Source organism: Marinobacter sp. es.048 (assembly GCF_900188435.1).
Classification (GTDB): Bacteria; Pseudomonadota; Gammaproteobacteria; order Pseudomonadales; family Oleiphilaceae; genus Marinobacter.
Genome location: NZ_FYFA01000002.1, coordinates 1,320,882 through 1,344,490, shown reverse-complemented (window position 1 = coordinate 1,344,490; position 23,609 = coordinate 1,320,882). Strand labels below are relative to the sequence as shown.

The window sequence follows — 23,609 nt, the reverse complement described above, 5'->3', positions numbered from 1 at the left end:
ACCACGGCCCTGTCAGTGTAACTGCTGTTCTTCCGGCAACATCCGGACGACATGCAGAAATCGCTTCAGGCCTGTCTCCGCGCGCTCCCGAGAAGCGAACGGGCCACTGTCAAACCCTTCCCGAGTCGTGAAGTACCATTTGCTCCCTACGCAGAAAAATCGACTACTGCGAAAGGGAACCGGCCCTTCTTCTCCGGTCCTGCGATGGGTGTCCATGGCGTCTCCTGTAATGCCCTCTTTTCGTTTTTGCTTGTCGGGCGCCGCGTTAATATCTGCCGATTTGTTTAAAATTAAACCAATTCAGGGCGAATTCAACATTTTTTTACAATTTTACGGGTTAGGTCTCAATCGGGATCAGGGGTGAAAAACCCGGAATTGGCTGGCAAAGCGGACTGTTGTCTTGCCCTTGCAAGACGCACTGGTCAGAATGCTACACAACTGGCACTCGCCTGACGCAATTTTCATCCTCATGCCAAGGAGACCCAATGAACCTTTCTAATGTGATCCGTTTTTTCCAGTCAGCAGAGCGCAGGTTGTGCCGACGCGCCGCAGGCGTTCGCGCCGGGTTGGTTGCAGTGGTTGTCATGTCTCTGGTGGGGTGTGCTTCCAGTGTCAGTGTTGTCGAAACATGGGAAGGCAATCCGGCGGCAGCGTCCAATGCCGCCACGCTTGAGACGCCAGGCGAAATCCGGGTGACCCGGGTGAATGGCCGCGTTATGACCAACTTCCTGATGGACGACCTGGCGCTCGACTACGCCCTGCTTCCCGGCGAAAACGAGGTTGTTTTTGTCTACAAGACGATCTGGGCGAAAAGCGGTGTGGTCAGAAACGGGGAATCGAAAGTTCACGTGATTGAGAGCGAGCCCCAAGTTGTTCGTTTCGAAGCAGAAGCCGGTGAAACCTATCTTTTCGATTTTGATCAGCCGGAGTCTCGTCAGGAAGCCGAGCAGGAAATGCCGGAGTTCTCCGCTGCTATCGTCTCTTCTGCCGGAATGGCCGTGGCAAGTTCAACCGTTTGGGATGGGGAAGAGCAAATGGCCGCTTCTCGCACGCCGATTCCGGCGTCTACGTCCGACAGCACATCGGTTAGCGGTGATAATGCGCTTGAACAGCTCAAAACCATCTGGGAAACAGCGAGTGACGAGGAGAAGAAGGCGTTTCTTCGTTGGGCGTTCGAATAACCTGAGACGTGCTTGAGCGTTTCCGGGGCCCGTTCAGGCCCGGAAACGTTTCAGGGCTTTCTTGAGAAGGCCCTCCATCGCGGTCATGGCATCATCTGCAAGGGTCTGCGTTGGGGAGGCTGCGATGGGTTCTTTGGTTTCCTCCGTTCCGAGCCGTTCCATGGCCGTTTCAATGGCGTTGAGGCTTTCATCCACGTGAGCCTGTAATGACTCTCCGTGGGCCACCACATCCGGGCAGGTGGTGAAATTCAGTGTCAGTCTTCCCTCATAGCTCACCGCTACAATCACCAGTCCCATACTGTCGAACAGCGGCGCCGTATTGTATTGCTGAACCAGGCGTGCACCCTGCAGATATAGCGGCACCTGTGGTCCGGGAACGTTGGTGATGGGCAGGTTGAACACCGGCTGGTAACGCTGGGCAATTTGCAACTCCGAGTAAAGTCTTGCAGACAGCGCCAGCATGGTCGAAGGCAGGAGTTCCGTCAGCCGATCTGCGGCAATGGCCTCCCGGTAGGGCTCCGAGGCAACCGCGTTCCAGTGTATGCGCCGTATCCGTTTGGCAGGATTGGTTTCATCGGTCGCCAGATCCAGCAGCATGGCAGACATCTGGTTTCCGGTTGCCCGTCGCAGGCTGTTGGAGCGCACTGAGATCGGTGTCATAGCCACCAAAGATTTGTCGGCATTGGCGCCCTCGCTGATCAGGTATCGCTTCAGGGCCTCGGCGCAAAGGCCCAAAACCACATCGTTCAGCGTTACGTCCCCGAGAAACGCCTTGATCGCCTTCAAGCGTGAAAGCTCCACGCTGGCGGCGACAATCTGCCGATTTGCCGTAATCTGTCGATTGAAAGGGCTGTGTGGAGCGGAGAACAGCGGCAGCGGGAATGGCAGTTTGCGTAACTGCTTCTGGATCAAGCCCCGGGCCGTAGCCTCGGCCGCGTTAAACGCCAGAGAGGTGAACTGCATTGGGGTACGGAGGATGTTCGCGCTGGCCTGAAGCATGACCCGCTCTTCCGAGGGTTCAGGTCTGGGCTGCCAGGGGCGCGGTGGCGAAATCGGGCTGGGCTCGGGTGTGTACTCGAGCAGTTTGCCAATTATCTCCTCTCCGCTGAAGGCGTCGATGGCGGCATGGTGCAACTTCACGATGAGCGCGAAGCCATCACTGCCGGTGTTCTCCTCGTCCAGTTTGAAGCCGTCCACGAAGGTAATGTGCCAGAGCGGGCGGTCTCTTTTTAGCGGCTCTTCCAGAATCCGTGAGGCCAGGGTCATCAGGCTTGCCTTGCGACCGTGTTCGCCCAGATTGACGTAGGCGAGGTGGCGCTCGATGCTGAAATCGGGGTCATCAATCCAGTAGGGGCGCCCCAGACGCAGGGGAATTTCCTTCAGGCGTTGGCGGAAAACTGGCACAACATGCAGGCGGCTTCGAAGGTAGGCGACAAAGGTGCTGAAGGCCAGCGGTTTCTCGCGCTCGGAGGCATCGAAAAGGTAGATGCCTCCGATGTGCATCGGTGTGGTTTCCGACTCCAGATACAGGAACGAGGCATCCAGTTCCGACAGTTGCCGCATCAGAGAGCTCCCTTCGGCGTTGGTTTCAGCTGCAGTATAAACCAAGTGCCCCGGCAAACGGTTGACTCATTTGTCTGGCCTGACTCCGAGTTGAAGTCATATCATTTGCTTTGTTTTCAGTCTGTTAGCCAGTCCGAAATAGCTCGCTCCGAACTGAGTCGTTCCCAGAACCACATCAAGGCCTTGCCCTGGTCCTCCGCATGTCTGGCCAGGTGCAGTTTGATTGGCTGGCGGGCTTCCTGGACTTCTTTGATGATCAGCTTTCCTTTCTCCAGTTCTTTGCTGATTCTTGCCCTGGGTAGCCACCCCACGCCAAGACCGGCTACCTGTACGGCGATCTTCTGATCAATGTTGGCCACCGTCAGGGTGCGCTGACGGTGGAATATGCCGGCGTGCCCCGGGGGCAGGGACCGTGATGTGTCTGCAGCGACAGCTGCCGGATAACGGGAGATGTCGTCCTCAGAGAGCGGAGTCTCGGCCTCAGCCAGGGGGTGATCGGTGGCGACGGCGAATACGAACGGCAGGTCGCCCAGGGCGTGGGTTGTGTAGTTTCCCGCAGGCTTGCTGAAATTATCAGCGCCGATGATCAGATCCACGCGGCGGCTTTGCAGCGCATCCCAGGTGCCAGCGAAGACTTCCTCCACAATTTGCACATCCACCGGCACGCCCAACTCATAGAATTCCTGGATTGCCGGAAACAGGCATTCCGCCGGCAGCAGTGAGTTGAATCCGATCCGTAACCGGGTTTCCCAGCCCTGAGCGACCTGGCGGGTGGTGTGCGCGAGGTTCTCTGCTGCTTCAAGCAGGGTGCGGCCCTCTTCCAGAAGGTACCGGCCGGCCGGCGTCAGTCGCGCCCGATGGCCGGTTCGGTCGTAAATGGCCACGTTCAGGTCTTCTTCCAGCTTCTGCACGGTGTAACTGATGGCGGAGGGAACCCGGAACAGTTCGTTGGCGGCCCCGGCGAAACTGCCTTTGCGGTCGATGGCATCAAGGACTTTGAGGGCGTCGATGGTGATGGCTGTGTGCATGTTCGAATTATCTGAGGTTGTTGGCCAGAATTGCTTGTTTGAGAGCGTAGCAGGGTCGCCGGTATTCTGCCTGTTAAATACTCGGTGTAGGTGCAAGACGGCATGACCGGTCACCTTGCCATGATTCAGTTTTTCTGAGCGGAGGTTTGATGGGACTTTTAATCGACGGCAAATGGCATGATCAGTGGTATGACACCGACAAGACCGGTGGCAAATTTGAACGGGAAGCGGCGCGTTTCCGGAACTGGGTGACCGCCGATGGGTCGCCGGGGCCGGATGGGGAAGGCGGTTTCAAGGCGGCATCCGGTCGCTATCATCTGTATGTCTCGATGGCGTGCCCCTGGGCGCACCGGACGTTGATTTTCCGGAAGCTCAAAGGGTTGGAGAAGCATATTTCGGTGTCAGTGGTGCACCCTGACATGGTTGAAAATGGCTGGGAATTCCGGCCCGACAGTGAGCAGCATCGGGATCATTTGCATGACTTCGGTTTTATGCACCAGGTCTACACCAAGGCAGCCCCGGAGTATTCTGGCCGGGTAACGGTACCAACCTTGTGGGATAAGAAAAAAGAGACGATTGCGAGCAACGAGTCGGCCGAGATTATCCGGATGTTCAATTCGGCGTTTGATGGCCTCGAGGGTGTTCGTACCGACCTGGATTTCTATCCCGAGGAGCTCCGCGGGGAGATTGATGAGGTAAACGCCCGGGTCTACGACACGGTCAATAACGGTGTCTATAAGGCGGGTTTTGCCACCGCTCAGGATAAATACGAGGAGGCCTACAACGCGTTGTTCGACTCCCTCGACTGGCTCGAAGAGCGCTTGTCTGACCAGCGGTATCTGATGGGTGATCGCCTGACCGAGGCGGACTGGCGCCTGTTCACGACGCTGATCCGGTTTGATGCAGTGTACTACAGCCACTTCAAGTGCAACCGGCAGCGGATCAGTGATTTTCCGGCGCTTTCTGCCTACGTTCGGGATCTCTACCAGGAGCCTGGGGTGGCGGAAACCGTGGATATCGACCAGATCAAACGCCATTACTACGTGAGCCAGAGAACCATTAACCCGACTCAGATCGTGCCGGTTGGGCCGGAGCTGGACTTTGACTCACCCCACGGGCGTGAGTCGCTTAGCTAACCCTCGCAACCGCAATGTCAGTCAGCAACACCATTGCTTCCTTGTGTGCTGATTCGGGAAGGCAATTCAGGCAGCCGGCGGCCAATGCGGCCTGCTGCCGGGCCTTGGTCATGGTGTATTCGATTGCGCCTGAGTGCTCAACGATGTCGAGGATGCGGGGCAGATCCTCCAGGCCGCCCTTGCGGATCGCCTGACGGATAAGCTGCCGTTCATCCTCGGTTCCATGAGCCATGGCGTGGATCAGGGGCAGGGTGGTTTTGCCTTCAGCCAGGTCGTCGCCCACGTTCTTGCCCATGGCTTCGGCGTCGCCCCGGTAATCCAGGACATCGTCGACCAGTTGGAACGCGAGGCCCAGGTGCTTGCCGTAGTCTTTCAGGCCCAGTTCCTGCTCCTCACTGGCTTCGGCAAGCAGGGCGCCGGTGTGGGAGGCGGCTTCGAAGAGCATGGCGGTCTTGTTGTGGATGACCTTCATGTACTGGTCTTCTGTCAGGTCCGGGTTTTTAACATTCATCAGTTGCATGACCTCGCCCTCGGCGATGACTGCCGTGGCATGCGACAAAACGTCCATGATCCGCAGGCTTTTGAGTTCCACCATCATCTCGAATGCCCGGGCGTAGAGGAAATCACCTACCAGTACGCTTGGCGCGTTGCCCCAGCGGGCGTTGGCGGTGCTCCGGCCCCGGCGCATGTCCGAGGTGTCGACCACATCGTCGTGCAGCAGGGTGGCGGTGTGCAGGAATTCGATCACGGCGGCGAGCTTGAGATGATCGTCTTTGTTGTAGCCAGCGGCCTGACTGGAAAGCAGAACCAGTAACGGTCTCAAGCGCTTACCGCCGCTTTCGATAATGTACTGGGCGATTTTCTCCACCAGGGGAACATCTGAGGAAAGCCGCTGTATAATCAGATCATTGACGCGGCTGAAGTCGTCGGCCACGGTGTTGTAAATGCGCTGGGCTGTCATGCGGCTTGTAGATCCCTTGCTGGTGTTATCGTCGTCGCGATCGTTGATATTAAAGGCAGGTCGCGGCAATGCTAGGTATTGCCGAAGGTAGTGTCAACTTGGCTTGTGTTGCGGTGCGTCTTTTCGTACAATCACGCGCCCAACTCATCCCAACCTGCGCTCCCTGCTATAGGGTCGCCAGAGCGCTTCCCTTAGAACCAGGTGGATAAGAGCAGGGATGGGTCAATCGTGGAGAACGAGTGAATGTACGCAGTTATTGTTAGCGGTGGTAAGCAGCACCGTGTTAAAGAAGGCGAAACCCTGAAGCTGGAAAAGCTGGAAGTTGAAACCGGTGGCAACGTTGAGTTCGATCGCGTTCTGCTGATCGCCGACGGCGACAAGGTTCAGGTAGGCGCGCCGGTTGTTGATGGTGCCAAAGTGACAGCGGAAGTGGTCAACCACGGTCGTCACGACAAGGTTCAGATCATCAAGTTCCGTCGTCGTAAGCATCACATGAAGCGTCAGGGCCACCGTCAGTGGTTTACTGAAGTCAAGATCACGGGTATCAAGGGCTGAGGCTCTCGAATTACCCCTTAAATAAGGAGGCTGGTAATGGCTCATAAAAAGGCAGCAGGTAGTACCCGTAACGGTCGCGATTCCGAGTCGAAACGACTTGGTGTGAAGCGCTTCGGCGGTGAGACTGTATCTGCAGGTAGCATCATCATCCGTCAGCGTGGCACCCGTTTCCACGCTGGTAGCAATGTTGGTATTGGCAAGGACCACACCCTGTTCGCGAAAGCAGACGGCCAGGTGAAGTTCGAAGTCAAAGGCCCGCAGAGCCGTAAGTTCGTGAGCATCGTTCCGGCTGCTTAAGCAGCGGCGATCCGGTTCTGTCGAACCTTGGGTGGCGCTGATATCCTGATATCATCAGGTTTTCAGAGCCATTCGGAGCCCCGCAAAGCTTCCTTGAGGCTGCGGGGCTTTTTAGTTTATGCGCATGGCGCAAAGGGTTGATTCATGAAATTCGTAGACGAAGCCACCATCATTGTGGAAGCCGGCAAGGGCGGTCACGGCTGCCTGAGCTTCCGGCGTGAAAAATACGTTCCCAAGGGTGGCCCCGATGGCGGCGACGGGGGCGATGGTGGTTCCGTGTACCTGGAAGCCGAGGAGTCGCTGAACACGCTGATCGACTACCGGTTCCAGCGCAAGCACAAAGCCCAGAATGGCGAGCCCGGTTCCGGTCGCAACTGCACCGGTAATAAAGGCGAAGATCTTGTTTTGCCGGTTCCGGTGGGTACCACGGTTGTTGATATGGATACCCATGAGGTGCTGGGGGATCTGACCCATGCCGGCCAGCGCCTGAAAGTTGCCCAGGCCGGGTTTCATGGTCTCGGTAATACCCGCTTCAAGTCCTCAGTGAACCGTGCACCCCGCCAGACCACCAAAGGCTCTGAGGGTGAGCTGCGGAACCTGAGGCTGGAGCTGAAAGTGCTGGCGGACGTGGGTTTGCTGGGCATGCCCAATGCCGGCAAGTCTACCTTTATCCGTTCGGTATCGGCGGCTCGCCCGAAGGTTGCCGACTATCCGTTTACCACGCTGGTGCCTAATCTTGGTGTTGTTAGCGTACAGGCGCACCAGAGTTTCGTTATTGCCGATATTCCCGGTCTGATTGAGGGGGCTGCCGAAGGCGCGGGCCTGGGTATCCGCTTCCTGAAGCATCTCGTGCGCACCCGTCTGCTGCTTCACCTTGTGGATGTGGCGCCTTACGATGGCTCCTCGCCCGCCGATGCGGTTCGAACAATCGAGCACGAGCTTGAGAAGTTCAGCGAAACCCTGGCAAATCGCCCCAGATGGCTGGTGCTGAACAAGGTCGACATGGTGGCCGAGGAAGACCGCGACGCTCATTGTCAGGCCATTGTCGATGAGCTCGGATGGGAGGGGCCTGTATTCTGGATCTCCGCCCTTAGCGGCGAGGGTACCAAGTCGCTGGCTCAGGCTGTCATGCGCTGGATTGAGGAGCAGGCTGAAGAAGAGGCTCAGAACCCGGAGTTTGCCGAGCAGGAAGCCCAGCGGCGTCGGCAGATGGATGACGAGGCTCGCGCCCGTATTGAAGCCGAGCGCCAGGCCCGCCGTGCGGCCCGTGAAGAGGACGATGACGACGACTTTGACGATGATGATTACGACGTCGAAGTGGTTTACGCCCCGGAGTAAACGAAGGACTGACACCAGAGAGATCGCTCACGCACCATGACTGAACGCCTACAGCTGCGCCAGGCCCGCCGCCTGGTTATCAAGATCGGAAGCGCTTTGCTGACCAACGATGGCCGTGGCCTGGATGTGGCGGCTCTGGGTTTGTGGGTTGATCAGATCGCCGAGCTAATTGAAGACGGCGTGGAGGTGGTTGTCGTTTCCTCTGGTTCTGTCGCAGAGGGAATGAGTCGTTTGGGCTGGACCGTCAGGCCCGAGCAGCTCCATGAGCTGCAGGCGGCTGCGGCTGTCGGTCAGATGGGGTTGGTGCAGACCTGGGAGGCCCAGTTCAAGCGGCACGACATCCACACGGCGCAGATTCTGCTCACCCACGATGACCTGTCCGACCGCAAGCGATACCTTAACGGTCGTGGCACACTCAGGGCGTTGCTGAACTTCGGTGTAGTGCCGATCGTTAATGAAAACGACACCGTGGTTACCGACGAGATCCGGTTTGGCGATAACGACACCCTGGGCGCACTGGTTGCCAATCTGATTGAGGCCGATGGCCTGATTATCCTGACTGATCAACTGGGTCTGTTTGACAGGGATCCGAGAAAGCATGCGGATGCCCGTCTGGTGACCGAGCGTCGCGCCGGTGATCGCGAGCTGGATGCCATGGCAGGCGGCGGCGCCGGTGTTCTTGGCCGCGGTGGTATGCAGACCAAGTTGCGGGCTGCGCGCCTTGCTGCCCGGTCCGGGGCTTTTACGGTCATCGTCGGTGGCCGCATTGAGGGGGTGATTGCTCGACTGCGACAGGGTGATGTAATCGGCACTCTGTTGTTGCCGGAACAGGGCCGGATTGCGGCTCGAAAGCAATGGCTCGCCAGTCATCTGCAGACCCGTGGCAGGCTGACTCTGGATGATGGTGCGGTGAAAGTGCTTTGTCTGGGTGGTCGAAGTCTTCTGCCGGTGGGGGTCAAAGGTGTGTCGGGGCAGTTCCGGCGTGGGGAAATGGTGTCCTGCTTCGATCAGAGTGGTCGTGAAATCGCCCGGGGTCTGGTGAATTACGACGCTGATGAAGCAAGGGCCATTGCCGGCCGGTCCAGTGACCGGATTACCGAGATTCTTGGCTATATGTCAGGAGAGGAGATGATTCACCGGGACAATCTGGTAATCGTGTAATAATCGCTCGCCCATAAAAAAACCGGCCTGTTGGCCGGTTTTTTGTACCTGAATATAGAGCGAATTAGGCGCTCTTCAGGGACTTGATCTTGGCGCTCAGGCGGCTCTTGTGACGAGCAACCTTGTTCTTCGCGAAGATGCCTTTGTTGACCATGCTATCCAGAATCGGCTGAGCCTGCTGGAAAGCAGCCTGGGCTTCTTCGTAGTTGCCGGCTTCGATCTTGGTCTGGATCTTTTTCATGTAAGTACGAGCCATGGAACGCAGGCTTGCATTGTGCTTGCGGTTCTTCTCGTTCTGACGTGCGCGCTTCTTGGCTTGCGGGGAATTTGCCACCGTAAAACTCCTGAAAATCTCAAATTCGTTGCTGAATGATTCGTTACATCGCGGGCGCGCCAAAACCAGCGCGTCGAAATAAATGACGCGGAACTATGCCGCTCAAACCTTCAAATGTCAAGGCTAAAACCCATTTCATGCCCCGGCACAAAAGGCCTGTGGTAAACTCGCGGCTCACTGAAAGCGGGCTTGACCGGGAAGCAGGTAATTCCCGAGATGCCCGCCCCAAAAGGATAGCCACAATGCCAGACAAGGGCCTGCATGTCGTCGGAACCTGAATCAACGCCTGAACAGAAGCAATTGCCCAAGGCGCCCGGCCTGCTCAGGTCGTCGGGGCTCGTGGGTATCATGACCATGCTGTCCCGGGTGCTGGGCCTGGTTCGGGATATGGTCATTGCTCGCTATTTCGGCGCCGGTGCCGGGGCGGATGCTTTTTTTGTGGCTTTCAAGATTCCGAATTTCCTCCGTCGTTTATTTGCCGAGGGCGCCTTCTCCCAGGCCTTTGTGCCGGTATTGTCATCCTACCGGGAGAATCAGTCACTCTCGGACGTTCAGCGGCTGGTCAATGCTGTTGCTGGTTCCCTCGGTTTGGTGCTGTTGGGCGTCACGCTGGTGGCCATTCTTGGCGCGCCGGTGCTGACAGCGGTTTTCGCCCCGGGCTTTCTGGATGATGACGTAAAATTCGCGCTGACCAGCGACATGTTGCGCATCACCTTTCCATATCTGCTGCTGATTTCCCTGACCGCCTTCGCGGGTGGCATCCTCAATAGCTACGATCGCTTTGCCGTACCAGCGTTTACTCCGGTGCTTCTGAATCTGGCGATGATTGCCGCGGCAATCTGGTTAACGCCGCTTATGGATGAACCGGTGATGGCTCTGGCCTGGGGCGTCTTCATTGCCGGGGCTCTACAACTGTTTTTCCAGTTGCCGTTTCTGATGCGATTGGGCCTGTTGCCACGGCCTCGAGTGGATTATCGCCACGAGGGTGTTAGCCGGATTCTCAAGTTGATGGCGCCTGCGCTGTTCGGGGTGTCGGTCAGCCAGATAAACCTGCTGCTGGATACGGTTCTGGCGTCCTTTCTCCAGACCGGCAGCGTTTCCTGGTTGTATTACTCTGACCGGCTCTCGGAATTGCCCCTCGGGGTATTCGGCATAGCCATTGCCACGGTTATTCTGCCGAGCCTTTCCCGTAAACACGCAGCGGCGTCAGCGGACCAGTTCGCCGCCACCCTGGATTGGGCCGTTCGGGCGGTTCTTTTAATTGGTCTTCCGGCAGCCCTGGCGCTTGCGCTGTTGGCCGAGCCTCTGATTGCCACCTTGTTTCACTATGGCGCGGTAACCGACCGCGACGTGGCCATGTCGGCCCAGAGCTTGAGGGCCTACTCCGCGGGGTTGCTGGCGTTCATGCTGATCAAGGTTCTGGCGCCGGGATTTTTCGCGAGGGAGGACACCAAAACGCCGGTCAAGATCGGCATCATTGCCATGGTGGCAAACATGGTGTTCAACCTGATTCTCATTTTTCCCTTGGCTCACGCCGGCCTCGCGTTGGCCACCTCCATATCGGCCTGGTTGAATGGCTATCTTCTGTGGCGCGGACTGCGTAAGGAAGGGGCCTGGCAGAGCCAGCCCGGCTGGCCCCGTTTTCTGCTTCAGCTGCTGTTTGCCAACGGAGCGCTGGCGGCCATCATTATCTGGCTCAACGCCCCGGTGTCGGTGTGGCTGGCAAACGGCGGTTATCAGCGGGCAGCGGATATGGCGGTGCTGGTGGGGGCGGGCGTCGCCGTCTACTTCGTTGCGCTGGCGCTGGCCGGGGTTCGGGTAAGACATTTCCGCCACAGGTAAGGTATAATCGCGCGTTTTCTCACCAGCGTTGCGGTAAAAGTGAGCGCTGAAAGCTAGCTGGCAATTGAAGGTTCGCATTGCATGCGTCTGATCCGGGGCCTGACCAACCTGAAAATGCTTTCCCGCCGGGAATACTCGCCGCTCGCCAACGGGTGTGTCGCGACCGTCGGTAACTTCGATGGTGTGCACCTTGGGCACAAGACCATTATCGACCAGGTTAAAAGTAAGGCGGAAGCTTTGGGTGTACCCTCTGTGGTGATGATTTTCGAGCCCCAGCCCCGTGAATTCTTCCAGGGCAGTGAGGCGCCACCAAGGCTGATGGGATTTCGCCAGAAGTTCGAGGCCCTGCTGGCGGAAGGCATCGATATTGTGCTGTGCCTTCGCTTTAATCAGGCGTTTCGTAGCTATTCCGCCATGGGCTTTATAGACGATGTTCTCATTCAAGGGCTGGCAGTTCAGCACTTGGTGGTTGGAGACGATTTCCGTTTTGGCTGCGATCGGGCTGGCGATTTTGCCCTCCTTGAAAAAGTCGGCAAAGGCGCCGGGTTTACCGTCGAGAACACGCTTACGGTAACGGTAGCGGGTGAGCGAGTGAGCAGTACCCGGGTCCGGGATTCGCTGACGGTGAATGGCCTTGAGAAGGCTGAATCGCTTCTCGGTCACCCCTATCAAATCCGGGGTCGTGTTGTGTATGGCCGTCAACTGGGGCGCCAGATTGGCGCGCCAACCGCGAATATTCTGTTACATCGGACACCCGCCCTGCGCGGTGTCTATGTAGTTGCCGCCACCCTGGATGACGGCGCCCGATTCGATGGCGTTGCCAATATCGGTGTACGCCCGACCGTTGACGGCAAGCGGCCTTCACTGGAAGTGCACCTGTTTGACTTTGCTGGCACACTTTATGGCCAGCATCTGGAAGTTGTGTTCCGGCATGGCCTGCGGGACGAGGAAAAGTTCGGTTCCGTAGATGAGCTGAAAGAACAGATTGCCCGGGATTTTGACCACGCCCGAGCGTGGATTGCCGAAAACGGCTCTGTGAAAAGCGCGGATTGAAACGCCCGGCTGCGCACCAACGATTAAACGACCGACCAAAACTGACCAAGACCAAAAGAGTACGCACACAAACCATGAGCGACTACAAGCACACCCTGAATCTGCCGGAAACCGCCTTCCCCATGCGCGGCAACCTGGCCAAGCGCGAGCCTGAAATGCTTAAGCGCTGGCAGGATCTCGACGTATACGGCAACCTGCGCAAGCAGCGTGAAGGGCGGGAAAAGTTCATCCTCCACGATGGCCCTCCCTACGCCAACGGCAGCATTCACATTGGTCATGCGGTCAACAAGATTCTCAAGGACATGATCGTCAAATCCCGCAGTTTCATGGGCTACGATGCACCCTACGTGCCGGGCTGGGACTGCCATGGTCTGCCCATCGAACACAAGGTCGAGCAGGAAATTGGCAAGGCCGGTGTAAAGGTGGATTACAAGACCTTCCGCCAGGCCTGTCGCGACTACGCCACCAAGCAGATCGCCGGTCAGAAAACCGATTTCATCCGCCTCGGCGTGATGGGGGAGTGGGACAAGCCTTATCTGACCATGGATCCCAAGGTTGAGGCGGGCATTGTTCGTGCGCTCGGCAAGATTGTCGCCAAGGGCCACCTGGTGCGTGGTTACAAGCCGGTTTATTGGAGTGTGGTAGGTCAGTCCGCTCTGGCAGAAGCCGAGGTTGAGTATCAGGACAAGACCTCGACCCAGATCGACGTGCGCTTTACCGCGGTTGATCAGGCGAAAGCCCTGTCACTGTTCGGCACCGATAATGGCAAGGGCGATGTGTCCGTGGTTATCTGGACGACCACTCCCTGGACCATTCCGGCCAACCAGGCGGTTTCCCTTAATGCGGACCTGGATTACGCCTTGGTGCAGACCGATGTCGGCCAGGGGCCCGAGCGCATGATTCTGGCCGCCGACATGGTGGACGGCATCATGGCTCGCTGGCAGATTGAGAGTTACGAAGTGCTGGCAACTTGCTCTGGCGCCGCCCTGGAAAACCTGGCTCTCCAGCATCCGATCTATGACAAGCAGGTGCCGGTGATCCTGGGCGAACACGTGTCTACCGACGCCGGTACCGGTGCTGTTCATACCGCGCCAGACCACGGTATCGAAGACTTTGAAGTGGGCAAGGCCTACAACATCGGCACCATCAACCTGGTTCAGGCGGACGGCACCTACACCTCTGCCGCCGGTGAGCTTGCTGGTGTGCATGTTTACAAGGCGGATGAGCCGGTTTGCAGCGCCCTCGAGCGCGAGGGCAAACTGGTTCGTTCCGAGAAATTCCGCCACAGCTACCCTCACTGCTGGCGTACCAAGACCCCGCTGATCTACCGGGCCACCCCCCAGTGGTTTATCAGCATGGACAAGGAAAACCTGCGCGCCGACGCCCTGGAAGCCATCCAGGGAGTGCGCTGGGTGCCTTCCTGGGGTAAGAATCGCATCGAGGCCATGTTCAACCAGTCTCCGGACTGGTGTATCTCCCGTCAGCGGACCTGGGGCGTGCCCATTACGCTGTTTATTAATAAAGAGACTCAGGAACTGCATCCTGACACCCAGAACCTGATCGAGAAGGTGGCTCAGCAAATCGAGGAGGGCGGTATCGACGCCTGGTACGAGTTGGATGCGTCGACCCTGCTGGGTGCTGATGCCGATCAGTACGAAAAGGTAACGGATACCCTGGATGTCTGGTTCGATTCCGGCGTGACCCACGAATCGGTCCTGCGGGTCCGCGAGGAGCTGGGTCAGTTCCCGGCGGATATGTACCTGGAAGGCTCCGACCAGCACCGAGGCTGGTTCCAGTCGTCCCTGAAAACGTCCATCGCCATGAATGGCGTGGCGCCTTACAAGCAGGTTCTGACTCACGGCTTTACTGTCGATGGCAAGGGTCACAAGATGTCCAAATCCCTGGGCAACGTCATCGCACCCCAGGAAGTCATGAATGAGCTGGGTGCCGACATCCTGCGCCTGTGGGTGGCCGCAACCGACTACAGTGGCGAAATGACCGTGTCCAAGGACATCCTGCGCCAGACCGCCGACGGTTACCGCCGGATCCGGAACACCTCCCGCTTCCTGCTGAGCAACCTCACCGGATTCGATCCGGAGCAGCACATGGTCGCGCCGGAAGACATGATCGCGCTGGATCGCTGGATGGTGGACCGTGCCCTGCAACTGCAGGAGGAGCTCCATGAGGACTACGGCAACTACGCCTTCCTGCGGATTTACCAGAAGGTGTACAACTTCTGTGAAGCCACCTTGGGCGGCTTCTATCTGGATATTATCAAGGATCGGCAGTACACCACCCAGGCCAACAGTCTGGCGCGTCGTTCCTGTCAGACAGCCCTGTACCATGTGGCCGAAGCGCTCGTTCGCTGGATTGCCCCGATTCTCAGCTTCACCGCTGATGAAATCTGGCAGCATCTGCCGGGTAAGCGAAGCGATACCGTATTCTATGAAACCTGGTACGAAGGCCTCACAGCACTGCCGGAAAACGCTGAGCTTGGCCGCGACTACTGGCGCGAGATGTACAGCGTGAAAGAGGCCGTCAACAAGTGCCTGGAGGAAGCCAGGGCGCAGGGTGAAATCAAAGGTTCGCTCAGCGCCGAGGTGACTCTGTTCTGCGAAGGCGACCTGGCTGCCGATCTGAAGCACCTGGGTGAGGAACTGCGGTTTGTCCTGATTACCTCCGAAGCCAGCGTTAAGCCAGTTTCAGAAGCTGGCGATGCTGAAATGACCTCTCATGAAGGTCTCCGGGTGCAGGTGACACCGGCGGCTCACACCAAGTGCGAGCGCTGCTGGCACCACCGGGAAGACGTCGGCCGCAATGCCAAGTACGACGACCTCTGTGGCCGTTGCGTAACCAACGTGGAAGGGCCGGGCGAAGCCCGCGCCTACGCTTGATGGACGCGACCATGGCTGAGCAGATCACCGGGAGTAAACTGAAGTGGCTGTGGCTGGCAGTGCTGGTGATCGTTCTGGATCTCGGCACCAAGGCCATGGCGACCGCCATGCTGACTTACGGCAACCCGGTTCCGGTGATTCCGATGTTCAACCTGACGCTGCTTCACAACACCGGTGCAGCGTTCAGTTTTCTGGCTGGAGCGGCAGGTTGGCAGCGCTGGTTCTTCGTTACCCTGGCGCTGGTGGTCAGCGTTGTGTTGGTCTACTGGCTGAAAAACCTGCAGCGCCATGAGACCTGGACGGCCATTGCCATCGTACTCATACTCGGCGGCGCACTGGGTAACGTCTACGATCGGGTGGTGCATGGCTACGTGGTCGATTTCCTGCACTTCTACTGGCAGGACTGGCACTTTCCCGCCTTTAACCTGGCTGACACCGCGATCACTATCGGTGCCGCCATGATGATTCTCGATATGTTTCGCAAACCCGCCGGTTCGGACGGGGATGCCGAAAGGAGTGAGTAGCTCTTATGAATGAACTGCCTGTCGACAAGGGTACCCGTGTAAAATTGCATTTTGCCCTGAAGTTCCCTGATGGCGAAGTGATTGACTCAACGTTTGAGAAAGAACCGGCTTCCCTGGAAATCGGTGATGACAACCTGCCGGAAAATTTCGAAGCCTACCTGATGGGCATGACAGCCGGTGATAAAGACAGTTTCCAGGTTCCGCCCGAAAAAGCCTTTGGCCAGCACAACCCGAATAACGTACAGAGCTTCAAGCGCCATGAGTTCAGCCCCGATATGGTGCTGGAGCCCGGCGTGATGATCTCCTTCGCCGATGCGCGTCAGAGCGAGTTGCCCGGTGTTGTAAGCCGTGTAGAGGGTGACGAAGTGGAGGTGGATTTCAATCACCCCCTGGCAGGGCGTACACTGACGTTTGAAGTAGAAATCATTGACGTGGAACCGGCCGGCCCGGCCCACTAACCAGAGCAGCAGGTTGATATGCAGATCCGACTCGCCAATCCCCGAGGTTTTTGTGCCGGCGTGGACCGCGCCATCGAAATTGTAAACCGGGCGCTGGACGTGTTCGGAGCGCCCATCTACGTCAGGCACGAGGTGGTCCACAATAAATTTGTGGTGGATAACCTGCGCAACCGTGGCGCCATCTTCGTGGATGAGCTGGACGAAGTGCCGGACGACAAGCTCGTTATCTTCAGCGCACACGGCGTTTCCCAGGCGGTTCAGAGCGAAGCGGCCCGCCGCGGCCTGAAAGTCTTCGACGCCACTTGCCCACTGGTCACCAAGGTCCACCTGGAAGTCATGCGCTACAGCCGCGATGGCAGGGAATGCGTGCTGATCGGCCATCACGGCCACCCGGAAGTGGAAGGCACCATGGGACAGTACGACCACAGCAATGGTGGTGAAATCTACCTTGTAGAGAACGAGGAGGACGTGGCGAACCTGGAGGTTAAAGACCCCGGTAAGCTCTCATACGTGACCCAGACAACCCTGTCGATGGACGATACCGCCCGTGTCATCGACGCCCTCCGTGTAAAGTTCCCGGAGATTCAGGGTCCTCGCAAGGACGACATCTGCTACGCCACCCAGAACCGCCAGGATGCCGTAAAGCAGTTGGCCGGCGATTGCGACCTGATGCTGGTGGTTGGCTCGCCGAACAGCTCCAACTCAAATCGCTTGCGTGAGCTGGCGGAGAGAATGGGTACGCCGGCCTATCTGATTGATGAGGCCTCCCAGATCGACGCTGCCTGGCTGGAAGGCAAGACCTCTGTTGGGGTTACCGCTGGCGCTTCAGCCCCGGAAGTGCTGGTGAACGATGTGATTACCCGGCTGCGGGATCTCGGCGGCAGCGTTCCTGAAGAGATTGCGGGACGAGAGGAGAATATCGTGTTCTCGATGCCCCGGGAACTGAGGATTGATGCTGTCAACGTAGGCTGATTATTCGGGATTCGAGCCCTCCTCAACCGGGGGAGGGCTCAGTCAACACCCGGAGTCCCGACGACCTCCCCCAGGCCCTGCCATTTGTGATTGGATTCCGGTTTTTACGGCTTCCTGACCACTCATCCGTCGTTCCGCACCATTTATCGACTCAGGCTGGCATATCGACCCGCCCGGCAATAATCTCTAATCAGTCAATAAAGGGATTACGTTATGTCTGAACTCCGACGCCATTCGGGTTTCACACTCCTTGAGCTGATCGTCACCATCATCATCCTGGCAATTGTGGCGGCCTATGCCGTGCCATCGTTTCGCGAGACGGTTCTCAACAACCGACTGACCGCGCAGGTGAATGAGGTGTCCAGCCTGATCGCTTACGCCAGGAGCGAGGCATCGAAGCTTCAGGCTGGCGTTGTTACGGCGTGCGCCTCTACAGACAGCGCATCCTGCAGCGGTAATGCGGCCTGGGAAACAGGCTGGATCGTTTTCACTGATTTTGATGGTGACCGTTCCGTTGACAACGGTGATGGTGATGAGCTCCTGAAAGTGGGTGGCGCCCTGTCGGGCGGTAACACCTTCCGGATCCTCGACCTCACCAGCGATGGCGGGGGCTTTGTGCAGTTTGCCCGCAACGGCTTCCCGGTCACCTCGGCGACGGGGAACACCGCCGGCACCTTTATTATCTGCGATGACAGGGGTGCCGCCCGGGCACGGGCGGTTGTGGTCAATGTGTCCGGGCAGACCCGTCTGGCACGGGATACCGGTGGTACGGTGGGCGTGCTCAATGACCACGAAGACACCGACGTAACCTGTCCCTGAGCCTGGAGATGAACATGATTATCCGAACAGACCGTCCTTTGCTTCTTGGTTCATACGCTCGCTCCGGCAACCATCAGTCCGGCTTCACCATGATCGAAATACTGGTCACCCTTTTTATTCTCGCTATCGGGCTTCTGGGACTTGCCGGCCTCCTTTTTGAAGGCATGCGCAACAATCAGGGTGCCTACCTTCGCACCCAGGCCAGCATCCTTGCCTACGACATGGCCGACCGGATGCGGGCAAACGGTGCCGAAGCCGAGGCGGGAAACTACGGCGGTTTCTCGACGGCCAACATACAGTCCACGACGCCGCCCACCTGTGCCAGCCAGTCTGCCGGGTGTACGGCAACGGACCAGGTGACCCTGGATCAGATCGAATGGACTCAGCAGGTTGAGGGTACGGGCAATTCGATGGCCATGCTGCCAGGTGGAACGGGCACCATAGCCTACGATGCGGGCACGGGTATCTATACCGTGACCGTACAGTGGGATGAAGCGAGCCGGGGCGGCGATGCCGGTGAGGCCATTGCCGGTGATAACTCCTACTCAGTCCGGTTTTCATTGTGAGGTGGTCAATGACTATTGCGGAAACTAAGCGATCCCTTGGGCGGGCATGCGGGCAGCAGGGTTTGTCCCTGGTCGAACTGATCATCGCCCTGGCTCTGAGCGCCACGCTCATTCTGGGGATCTTCACGGTATACATGGATTCAAGCCAGACCTCGCGCCTGGCCACGTCGCTGGCCCGGATCCAGGAAACCGGACGGATTGCGACCGACATCATGGCTCGGGATCTGCGGATGGTGGGCTTCCAGGGATGTGCCGATCCGGATGATGTGACCATGAACGTGATTGCCAACAATCCGCCGACCGCCGATTTCTTCGAGACGACTCTGCGGGGCTGGGAAGTCACCAGTGATACCTGGGCCAACGGCACCGAGTTCGACGGCACCGCGATTGAGAGCGATGCCGTCATCGGCAGTGATGTCATTGCCGTGCAACGCGGTGAGACCATGGAGATCGAACTCACGGGGAACATGTCTGCAGACAATGCTAATGTCCAGGTTCAGGGTGATGATGTGGCTCGGTTTGCCCAGAGCGATCTGGTGCTGATTTCGGACTGTGAGGCAGCGGATCTGTTTCGGATTTCCAGTACCCCGTCTTCGGGCACTTGGGCCCATGCCAACAACGTCAACACCACCAACCGGTTGAGCCAGGCTTACACAGATGACGCACGGATCATGCGTTTCAGTGCGAGCACCTATTTTGTGGCTGATACCGGGCGGGACGATAACCAGGGCAATGACATTTTCGCGTTGTACCGTCAGAACCTGCCGCTGGATGGCTCTTTTTCAGCCCCGCAGGAGATCGTTGAGGGCGTCGAGAGTCTCCAGATCGAATACGGCGAACTGCTGGCGACCAACAATATCCGCTACACCACGGCGGACAACGTGGGTGACATGGCCAGTGTGATGGCCATCCGCCTGGGCATGCTGATCAGTGACGCAGACGGCTCCCGACAGAACGATGATACCGCGTCCTATGACCTGCCGGGAGAAACCGTTGTGCGGACGAGTGGCGCCAGCGCCGGGGCAGTGACCCACCCGGAGGACCAGCGACTGCGCCGGGCCTTTATTTCCACCGTGATGCTGCGTAATCGAGATTGAGACTGAACCGACGAAGGTAACCCGATATGAACAGATCCCTACAACCCGGGTGTGCGGCGAGGCAGCGCGGTGCAGCGCTCATCGTAAGCCTGATCGTACTATTGGTGCTGACCCTGATTGGCGTGGCAGGTATGAATACCTCGGTCATGCAGGAGCGCATGGCGGTGAACTCCCAGAACTCCAACCGGGCCTTCCAGGCTGCGGAAAGTACGTTGAGTGCCCTGACCAACCAGCTCTATGCCAATGACCTGAGCCTGCTCCGGGAATCGATGCAGAACGCGAGTGGTGAGTCCAGCGTGGTGACTGTCACCACCCTGGATTCGGGCAATGGCATTTCGGGCAGCTACCAGGCCCGGTACCTGGGGGAAATCATCATTACAAGCGGCAGTTCAATGAACGCGGATGAGAGCTCCAGCCAGCTCAAGGGCTATCGGTATGAGCTGATTGGCGAAGCCACCATGGCGAACACCGGTGCAGAGTCCCGTGTTTTCAAGGGTATTGAGTATTACTGAGTCCCATCTGAATGGGAGGGAGATAAGCATGATTTCAAAACGCACGTGGAAACTGTTGGTTGCCTTGCCCTGCCTGGTGGTCTTCAGTGCTGCGGTAAACGCAGCGGAACCCCGCTCCATGCTTGACGGCGACGTTGTCGCTGCTGAAGCGGGTATGGTGGAACTGGTCACCGGAAGCTCCGGAGACGTTGTTCAGGTACGGGTGGAGGCATGCCAGAACTGCATGAAGAGCAGTTATCTGCCTGCCAGGGATCTGGTTGTGTCCCGGGGTGGTCGACCGGTGTCCGGGGCAGCCATCCCAGGGCTCAGCGGTGGATCAGGCACCCTGGTGATCGACTCGCAAAGCGGGATGATTGAGAAAGTGGATTTCTGGATTGAACGTGGCGGAGAGAGGGTAGCGCAATGAAAAACTATGGCCGGATTATGACCACCGTGCTGTCTGCCGCCTACTTCTCTATGGCGGGCACCGCAGCGCTGGGTGACGATACCGAGATCTTTTTCACCGACGCCGAGAAGGTGGTGAAACCGAACGTGATGCTGATCCTGGATACCTCAGGGAGTATGGGTACACGAGATGTTGACGGCGATACCCGATTGAATGTTATGAAACAGGCGGCCATAGATCTGGTGAACGACCTGGAGGATGTGAATGTTGGGCTGATGGTTTTTGGTGGCAATGAAGGCGCCTATTTCAAGGCACCGGTGGCCGATATCGACACCCAGCGGGAGTCACTTGTTAGTAAGATTGATGGTCTGGGGGATGGCGGTAACACGCCACTCGCGGAGAGCCTCTTCGAGGCGATGCGCTATTACCAAGGTGAGGATGTGTTCCTCCGAAGCACGGATGAGGACGGCGCTCAGGTTGGGGGTATCGTGTCCTCGACTGACTCAGAGGTTTTCGAGAGCCCGATTAAGTATTCCTGTCAGCCGAACTACGCAATGGTACTGACGGACGGTCAGCCGACCCAAGATACGAACCACGAAGACGATTTTGAAGAAGTGGTGGATAACTGCGTAGGAAACTGCCTTGATGAAATCGCCGAATTTATGTGGACGGGAGATATGATCCCTGAGGCTCGGGATGCCAATGGTGATTTCCCGGGGAGGCAGAAAGTTGCAACCTTTACCATCGGCTTCAGGACCGACCAAGATCTGCTGGAAGACACCGCATCCAAGGGGGGCGGAGAATATCTGCTCGCTGATAATGCCACCCAGCTGACTAGCGCGCTGACGCGGGTTTTCGATGAAGTAAACGCCAGGTCCACGACTTATGTGGCTCCTGGCATCGCGGTGAACACCTTTGACCGCTTGAATCACCTAAACACGCTCTACTATGCGCTTTTCCAGTCTGCTAAAGGGGCCATCTGGAACGGCAACCTGAAGCGGTATAAACTGGAAATCCAGACCGATGCCCAGACAGGGAAGCCTGAAGCGGTTATCGTAGATGAGAATGGCAACGCAGCCATTGACCAGGCGACCGGTTTCTTCAAAGACACCGCCCAGAGCTGGTGGAGTCCGACGGCGGATGGACCAAATGTACAGCTCGGGGGCGCGGCTTCACAACTGCCTGATGTCACGGCAGACAGGAAGGTTTTCTCGAATCTGTCTGCCAACAAGGCCGATTTGTCCCATGCGTCCAACGCCGTTACCGAAAACAACAACAACCTGACAAAGGCATTGTTCGGCGATGCCGCCATGTCCGATGACGAGTTCAGTAAGCTCATCCAGTGGACCCGTGGAGTGGATGTCAACGACGAGGACGGTGATCAGGAGACCACTGACGCGAGGAAACTGCTCGCGGATCCCCTGCACTCCGTGCCCCAGCTAGTTATCTACGATGGAACCACCGTTGATAATCAGGACATCACCATTTTCTATGGCGACAATCAGGGTTATATCCATGCGGTGGACGGTGATACTGGCGAGAGCGACTTTGCGTTCATCCCCAAGGAGCTGTTAGCAAAGCAGCCCGCCATGATGAACAGTACCATCGATTCACCTAAGGAATACGGCATGGACGGCACCGTGGTCAGTTGGGTCCATGATGATAACTCCGATGGCGCCATCAAGGCGTCGGATAGTGACTTCGCCTATATCTATTCAGGTATGCGTCGGGGGGGCAGGAGCTATTACGGTCTGGACGCCACAGATCGTTCTTCCCCCAGTCTGCTGTGGCAGATTACCGGGGGTATTTCCGGTGACGATTTTGAGGAGCTGGGACAGACCTGGTCCAAACCGGCAAAAACAAAGATCAGCATCAACAAGACAGTCTACGATGTGTTGGTGTTTGGTGGCGGCTACGACCCGGATCAGGATGACGTAACCGTGCGGACTGCCGATGATCAGGGCAGGGCCCTGTACATTGTCGATGCCGAGACCGGGGACCTTCTCTGGTGGGCCGGCCCCACAGGCAGCTCAGCGGACATGGTACTGTCAGAAATGCAGTACAGCATCCCGGCATCGCCGAAAGTGATTGACGTAAATGGCGATGGTTTGGTGGACCAAGTTTATGTGGGTGACATGGGCGGCCAGATCTTCCGGTTTGATGTTAATAACTCTTCCAAGCTGAGTGATCTTGTCACCGGCGGTCGTATTGCCGACCTAGCCGGATCCACTGCCGAGAGCAATCGCCGATTCTACCATTCCCCGGATATTTTCGGCGTGAAGATCGGCGGTGCCCGTTACCTCGGGTTGTCGATTGGTTCGGGCTTCCAGGCCCACCCGCTGGATACCACCATCGACGATCGGATATATATGTTGAAGATCAAGGCGGTCAGTTCCGCACCTATCGATCCCGACGATGCGACGGAATCCAGGGTGCTGTACAAGACCATTACCGAATCGGATCTGTACGACGCGACCGAAAACCTTATTCAGCAGGGCAATGCCACTGAGCGGGCCGAAGCTTCCCAGAACTTGGCCGACGCCAACGGCTGGTTCATCAAGCTGAACAACAATGCGGGTGAGAAAGTGTTGTCGGAGAGTGTGACCGTTAACAATGAGGTGTACATCACCACCTATGAGCCAAAAGCAAGCTCTGACCCTTGCCTGCCGCCGACGGGCACATCTCGACTTTATCACATTTCGGCGCTGGACGGCCGTGCGGTCAGGAACTATTACACCTTGGATGGCAAGGGTGATGACGCTCTGACCCGTCCAGATCGCTATGTCGAGCTTGATGTTCCCTTGCCTTCCAATCCGCAGCGGATGAGGGTGGACGATACCGATGTCATCTGTGTGGGTACGGACTGTAGGACCGTAGAGTCGACACAGGGTGTTGTAGAAACCTACTGGTATGAGGATTAAGGGATTGATAAG

The 23,609-nt window shown here is 57.6% G+C and carries 23 protein-coding genes; 18 read left to right on the top strand and 5 right to left on the bottom strand.

Annotated features, from left to right (window positions below):
• Positions 1-12: 12 nt before the first annotated feature.
• Complete coding sequence (locus CFT65_RS19355) at positions 13-216, bottom strand: DUF6316 family protein (RefSeq protein WP_008170755.1); 204 nt, start codon at positions 214-216, stop codon at positions 13-15.
• Between the two features lie 368 nt (positions 217-584).
• On the opposite strand from CFT65_RS19355, the gene CFT65_RS17245 reads away from it, so the two are divergent.
• Positions 585-1,181, top strand: a complete 597-nt coding sequence (locus CFT65_RS17245; RefSeq protein WP_228705906.1) for a DUF2057 family protein — start codon at positions 585-587, stop codon at positions 1,179-1,181.
• 33 nt (positions 1,182-1,214) lie between these two features.
• Here the strand turns inward: CFT65_RS17245 and CFT65_RS17240 are convergent, their stop codons facing one another.
• Positions 1,215-2,744, bottom strand: coding sequence for a WS/DGAT/MGAT family O-acyltransferase (locus tag CFT65_RS17240; RefSeq protein ID WP_088829269.1), 1,530 nt, complete (start codon positions 2,742-2,744; stop codon positions 1,215-1,217).
• Positions 2,745-2,860: 116 nt separating this feature from the next.
• Positions 2,861-3,772 (bottom strand): LysR substrate-binding domain-containing protein, encoded by a 912-nt coding sequence (locus CFT65_RS17235; protein ID WP_088829268.1) that lies wholly within the window; start codon positions 3,770-3,772, stop codon positions 2,861-2,863.
• A gap of 149 nt (positions 3,773-3,921) precedes the next feature.
• Here CFT65_RS17235 and CFT65_RS17230 point away from each other — a divergent pair, with 149 nt between their 5' ends.
• Positions 3,922-4,908: a glutathione S-transferase family protein gene (locus CFT65_RS17230; RefSeq protein ID WP_088829267.1), complete on the top strand. Its 987-nt coding sequence runs from the start codon at positions 3,922-3,924 to the stop codon at positions 4,906-4,908.
• Here the strand turns inward: CFT65_RS17230 and ispB are convergent.
• Positions 4,901-5,869 carry an octaprenyl diphosphate synthase gene (ispB, locus tag CFT65_RS17225; RefSeq protein WP_088829265.1) on the bottom strand — a complete coding sequence of 323 codons (969 nt, stop codon included), beginning with the start codon at positions 5,867-5,869 and terminating at the stop codon, positions 4,901-4,903. The two genes, CFT65_RS17230 and ispB, sit on opposite strands and share 8 nt — an antisense overlap.
• A 243-nt stretch (positions 5,870-6,112) precedes the next feature.
• Between ispB and rplU the strand changes: the two genes are divergently transcribed.
• The 4 genes from rplU to proB all read left to right on the top strand — a co-directional run bounded on the left by rplU (position 6,113) and on the right by proB (position 9,220).
• The gene (rplU, locus tag CFT65_RS17220) at positions 6,113-6,424 is read left to right on the top strand and encodes a 50S ribosomal protein L21 (RefSeq protein WP_088829263.1); all 312 of its coding nucleotides are present in this window, start codon (positions 6,113-6,115) and stop codon (positions 6,422-6,424) included.
• A 36-nt stretch (positions 6,425-6,460) separates the two neighbouring features.
• On the top strand, positions 6,461-6,721 hold the full coding sequence (gene rpmA, locus CFT65_RS17215) for a 50S ribosomal protein L27 (protein WP_088829262.1): 261 nt from the start codon (positions 6,461-6,463) through the stop codon (positions 6,719-6,721).
• 144 nt (positions 6,722-6,865) lie between these two features.
• Entirely contained in the window at positions 6,866-8,059 is a 1,194-nt protein-coding gene (cgtA, locus tag CFT65_RS17210; RefSeq protein ID WP_088829260.1) for an Obg family GTPase CgtA, read from the top strand.
• Positions 8,060-8,095: 36 nt separating this feature from the next.
• Positions 8,096-9,220, top strand: coding sequence for a glutamate 5-kinase (gene proB / locus CFT65_RS17205; protein ID WP_088829258.1), 1,125 nt, complete (start codon positions 8,096-8,098; stop codon positions 9,218-9,220).
• 64 nt (positions 9,221-9,284) lie between these two features.
• Here proB and rpsT read toward each other — a convergent pair whose 3' ends face one another.
• Positions 9,285-9,554 (bottom strand): 30S ribosomal protein S20, encoded by a 270-nt coding sequence (rpsT, locus tag CFT65_RS17200; protein ID WP_088829256.1) that lies wholly within the window; start codon positions 9,552-9,554, stop codon positions 9,285-9,287.
• A gap of 261 nt (positions 9,555-9,815) precedes the next feature.
• Between rpsT and murJ the strand changes: the two genes are divergently transcribed.
• The 12 genes from murJ to CFT65_RS17140 all read left to right on the top strand — a co-directional run bounded on the left by murJ (position 9,816) and on the right by CFT65_RS17140 (position 23,597).
• Positions 9,816-11,396: a murein biosynthesis integral membrane protein MurJ gene (murJ, locus tag CFT65_RS17195; protein WP_088829254.1), complete on the top strand. Its 1,581-nt coding sequence runs from the start codon at positions 9,816-9,818 to the stop codon at positions 11,394-11,396.
• An 81-nt stretch (positions 11,397-11,477) separates the two neighbouring features.
• On the top strand, positions 11,478-12,449 hold the full coding sequence (ribF, locus tag CFT65_RS17190) for a bifunctional riboflavin kinase/FAD synthetase (protein WP_088829252.1): 972 nt from the start codon (positions 11,478-11,480) through the stop codon (positions 12,447-12,449).
• 74 nt (positions 12,450-12,523) lie between these two features.
• Positions 12,524-15,343, top strand: coding sequence for an isoleucine--tRNA ligase (gene ileS, locus CFT65_RS17185; protein WP_088829250.1), 2,820 nt, complete (start codon positions 12,524-12,526; stop codon positions 15,341-15,343).
• Positions 15,343-15,867, top strand: coding sequence for a signal peptidase II (gene lspA, locus CFT65_RS17180; RefSeq protein ID WP_088829247.1), 525 nt, complete (start codon positions 15,343-15,345; stop codon positions 15,865-15,867). Before ileS ends, lspA begins: the two co-directional genes overlap by 1 nt.
• 5 nt (positions 15,868-15,872) lie before the next feature.
• Positions 15,873-16,325 carry an FKBP-type peptidyl-prolyl cis-trans isomerase gene (gene fkpB / locus CFT65_RS17175; protein WP_088829246.1) on the top strand — a complete coding sequence of 151 codons (453 nt, stop codon included), beginning with the start codon at positions 15,873-15,875 and terminating at the stop codon, positions 16,323-16,325.
• Positions 16,326-16,343: 18 nt separating this feature from the next.
• A complete protein-coding gene (gene ispH / locus CFT65_RS17170) occupies positions 16,344-17,297 on the top strand; it encodes a 4-hydroxy-3-methylbut-2-enyl diphosphate reductase (protein ID WP_088829245.1) in 954 nt (317 codons plus the stop codon).
• A 213-nt stretch (positions 17,298-17,510) separates the two neighbouring features.
• Positions 17,511-18,116, top strand: coding sequence for a GspH/FimT family pseudopilin (locus CFT65_RS17165; protein WP_088829244.1), 606 nt, complete (start codon positions 17,511-17,513; stop codon positions 18,114-18,116).
• A 14-nt stretch (positions 18,117-18,130) separates the two neighbouring features.
• Positions 18,131-18,682 (top strand): type IV pilus modification protein PilV, encoded by a 552-nt coding sequence (gene pilV, locus CFT65_RS17160; protein WP_088829243.1) that lies wholly within the window; start codon positions 18,131-18,133, stop codon positions 18,680-18,682.
• A gap of 8 nt (positions 18,683-18,690) precedes the next feature.
• Positions 18,691-19,779 (top strand): PilW family protein, encoded by a 1,089-nt coding sequence (locus CFT65_RS17155; RefSeq protein WP_088829242.1) that lies wholly within the window; start codon positions 18,691-18,693, stop codon positions 19,777-19,779.
• Between the two features lie 26 nt (positions 19,780-19,805).
• A complete protein-coding gene (locus CFT65_RS17150) occupies positions 19,806-20,291 on the top strand; it encodes a pilus assembly PilX family protein (protein ID WP_088829241.1) in 486 nt (161 codons plus the stop codon).
• A 28-nt stretch (positions 20,292-20,319) separates the two neighbouring features.
• Complete coding sequence (locus CFT65_RS17145) at positions 20,320-20,697, top strand: hypothetical protein (RefSeq protein WP_088829240.1); 378 nt, start codon at positions 20,320-20,322, stop codon at positions 20,695-20,697.
• Entirely contained in the window at positions 20,694-23,597 is a 2,904-nt protein-coding gene (locus CFT65_RS17140; protein ID WP_088829239.1) for a PilC/PilY family type IV pilus protein, read from the top strand. The genes CFT65_RS17145 and CFT65_RS17140 overlap by 4 nt, the downstream gene beginning before the upstream one ends.
• The last annotated feature ends 12 nt before the right edge of the window (positions 23,598-23,609 follow it).

Coding starts and splice junctions, on each gene's coding strand:
- CFT65_RS17235 (WP_088829268.1), bottom strand. CDS start 3,772: ATGCACACAGCCATCACCATCGACGCCCTCAAAGTCCTTGATGCCATC.
- proB (WP_088829258.1), top strand. CDS start 8,096: ATGACTGAACGCCTACAGCTGCGCCAGGCCCGCCGCCTGGTTATCAAG.
- murJ (WP_088829254.1), top strand. CDS start 9,816: ATGTCGTCGGAACCTGAATCAACGCCTGAACAGAAGCAATTGCCCAAG.
- CFT65_RS17140 (WP_088829239.1), top strand. CDS start 20,694: ATGAAAAACTATGGCCGGATTATGACCACCGTGCTGTCTGCCGCCTAC.
- CFT65_RS17165 (WP_088829244.1), top strand. CDS start 17,511: ATGTCTGAACTCCGACGCCATTCGGGTTTCACACTCCTTGAGCTGATC.
- ileS (WP_088829250.1), top strand. CDS start 12,524: ATGAGCGACTACAAGCACACCCTGAATCTGCCGGAAACCGCCTTCCCC.
- ribF (WP_088829252.1), top strand. CDS start 11,478: ATGCGTCTGATCCGGGGCCTGACCAACCTGAAAATGCTTTCCCGCCGG.
- ispH (WP_088829245.1), top strand. CDS start 16,344: ATGCAGATCCGACTCGCCAATCCCCGAGGTTTTTGTGCCGGCGTGGAC.
- ispB (WP_088829265.1), bottom strand. CDS start 5,869: ATGACAGCCCAGCGCATTTACAACACCGTGGCCGACGACTTCAGCCGC.
- CFT65_RS17240 (WP_088829269.1), bottom strand. CDS start 2,744: ATGCGGCAACTGTCGGAACTGGATGCCTCGTTCCTGTATCTGGAGTCG.
- rpmA (WP_088829262.1), top strand. CDS start 6,461: ATGGCTCATAAAAAGGCAGCAGGTAGTACCCGTAACGGTCGCGATTCC.
- pilV (WP_088829243.1), top strand. CDS start 18,131: ATGATTATCCGAACAGACCGTCCTTTGCTTCTTGGTTCATACGCTCGC.
- CFT65_RS17155 (WP_088829242.1), top strand. CDS start 18,691: ATGACTATTGCGGAAACTAAGCGATCCCTTGGGCGGGCATGCGGGCAG.
- lspA (WP_088829247.1), top strand. CDS start 15,343: ATGGACGCGACCATGGCTGAGCAGATCACCGGGAGTAAACTGAAGTGG.
- cgtA (WP_088829260.1), top strand. CDS start 6,866: ATGAAATTCGTAGACGAAGCCACCATCATTGTGGAAGCCGGCAAGGGC.
- CFT65_RS17150 (WP_088829241.1), top strand. CDS start 19,806: ATGAACAGATCCCTACAACCCGGGTGTGCGGCGAGGCAGCGCGGTGCA.
- CFT65_RS19355 (WP_008170755.1), bottom strand. CDS start 216: ATGGACACCCATCGCAGGACCGGAGAAGAAGGGCCGGTTCCCTTTCGC.
- rplU (WP_088829263.1), top strand. CDS start 6,113: ATGTACGCAGTTATTGTTAGCGGTGGTAAGCAGCACCGTGTTAAAGAA.
- CFT65_RS17230 (WP_088829267.1), top strand. CDS start 3,922: ATGGGACTTTTAATCGACGGCAAATGGCATGATCAGTGGTATGACACC.
- CFT65_RS17145 (WP_088829240.1), top strand. CDS start 20,320: ATGATTTCAAAACGCACGTGGAAACTGTTGGTTGCCTTGCCCTGCCTG.
- CFT65_RS17245 (WP_228705906.1), top strand. CDS start 585: ATGTCTCTGGTGGGGTGTGCTTCCAGTGTCAGTGTTGTCGAAACATGG.
- fkpB (WP_088829246.1), top strand. CDS start 15,873: ATGAATGAACTGCCTGTCGACAAGGGTACCCGTGTAAAATTGCATTTT.